Annotated in this window: 1 protein-coding gene; it reads left to right on the top strand. The window is 38.0% G+C overall.

All coding sequences use genetic code 11. The annotated features are described in order from the left end of the window. Positions 1-176: 176 nt before the first annotated feature. The gene (locus BM097_RS15955; RefSeq protein ID WP_090531345.1) at positions 177-1,490 is read left to right on the top strand and encodes an IS30 family transposase; all 1,314 of its coding nucleotides are present in this window, start codon (positions 177-179) and stop codon (positions 1,488-1,490) included. The last annotated feature ends 326 nt before the right edge of the window (positions 1,491-1,816 follow it).

Here is a 1,816-nt window from a genome sequence, read left to right as displayed (position 1 = left end):
AGTGAATTGAAAAACTAACTTCCAGTCAGCCTTAAGCAAGCCAGAAGTTAATAATGCAAACGAGGAACTAGAAGACAGTCTTGCAATAATAGCAGGCTGTCTTTTCTTTATGTTTGGTTTTGAGTACAATACCTGCTGATGTTTAGAAAGCGGTGCCACTAATGGAGGAACATACCATGACATGTAAATATAAGCATCTAACACTAGACGCCAGACAAGAAATTCAGAAGGGCTTAAAAGATGGAAAGACTTTTACAGAAATAGGAGAAATTGTTGGAAAGGATCCATCTACTATTTCAAAGGAAGTAAGAGCACATTTGATTACTGAACAAACAGGAACACGCTCTAGATCATTCAATCCTTGCAAAAAGAGAAATACCTGTACGCATGAACGCGACGTTTGCGAAAGCTGTTTTAATGCATTCAGCTTCAGAAATACTTATTGCAGCACTTGTGGAATGTGTACTATCAAATGCGATGAATTTGAAGAGGAAATATGTCAAAAGCTAAAGAAGCCTCCCTATGTTTGCAACGGATGCAAACAGATTAGATCTTGTACACTTGAAAAGAAAAAATATGATGCCAAAAAGGCACAGAAGGATTATGAGGAGCTTCGTTCTGAGAGTCGTGAAGGTATAGATCTGACTCCAGAGGAACTGAGACGCATTGATGATGTTGTGTCACCACTTGTAAAACAGGGGCAGTCAATTCATCAGATTTGCGTTAACAATGCTGACGAAATTATGGTAGACGAAAGAAGTATATACAACTACATCGATGCTGGAATTCTAACAGTTGGTAATCTTGATTTACCTAGAAAAGTTAGATACAGAAAACGTAAGCAGAAAAAGGTTGTCCATGTAGATAAGAAATGTCATCTGGGACGTACATATGAGGACTTTCTGGCATTTATGGAAGCACATCCTGATTATGCTGTTGTAGAAATGGACTCCGTAGAAGGAACCAGAGATTCAACAAAGGTATTGCTAACAATCTATTTTAGAGATAGTAGCCTCATGTTAGCCTTTTTGAGGGAGGCGAATACAGCGCGAAGTGTGACTGACGTTTTCGATGAGCTTGATGAAATGCTAGGCCGTGAGCAGTTTAAAAAATTGTTCCCTGTGATTCTGACAGATAGGGGAAGTGAATTTACTGACCCTGCTTCTATTGAATTTGATAAGGAAGGAAAACGCAGGACTTATATATTTTATTGTGACCCACAGCGCTCAAACCAGAAAGGTGGTATTGAGGTCACGCATGAATTTATAAGAAGAATTTTACCTAAAGGGACATCCTTTAAGTATCTAAAACAGGAACAGGTAGAATTGATGATGAATCATATCAATTCATATGCAAGAAAGAAGCTGAATGACCGGTCCGCCAACCAGTTATTCAGCTTCTTTCATGGTGATGAGGTAGCTACCAAACTTGGTATAAAGGCTATCCCATCAAATGAAATAATTTTAAAACCAGAGCTGCTTAATCAGTAAAAGCAGCAAAATATAAGACCGCTTTCAAGCATGAAATATACAATCATGCAGTGGTGGAGGTTTCTCTTGCAAAGAACCAAACGAAGCCTCGACCTCTTATTTTCATGCTCAAAAATAATCTATTGGAGAGATAATACACCCTGGAAGATGTTGATTTCAATAGGTTTGTATTAGTAAGCTCTATCTTTGTAATTGTAACTTCTAGAAAGGGGTGATTTTGCAAGACTAAGTGCTGTTTTGACTAGGCGAAATTGGAAGTTAAGTGTACAAAAAAATTAGAACTAGAGGTTAAGTTTGCAAACTGGAGGTCAGGATTTCAATTCAGC

Source organism: Pseudobutyrivibrio sp. OR37 (assembly GCF_900113655.1).
In the GTDB taxonomy this organism is placed as follows: Bacteria; Bacillota; Clostridia; order Lachnospirales; family Lachnospiraceae; genus Pseudobutyrivibrio.
Note: the sequence above shows the minus strand (reverse complement) of the source record. Positions and strands in the feature narration are given on the sequence as shown.

What these genes read in the sequence shown, in the direction of transcription:
- BM097_RS15955 (WP_090531345.1), top strand. Translation starts at nt 177, where the DNA reads ATGACATGTAAATATAAGCATCTAACACTAGACGCCAGACAAGAAATT.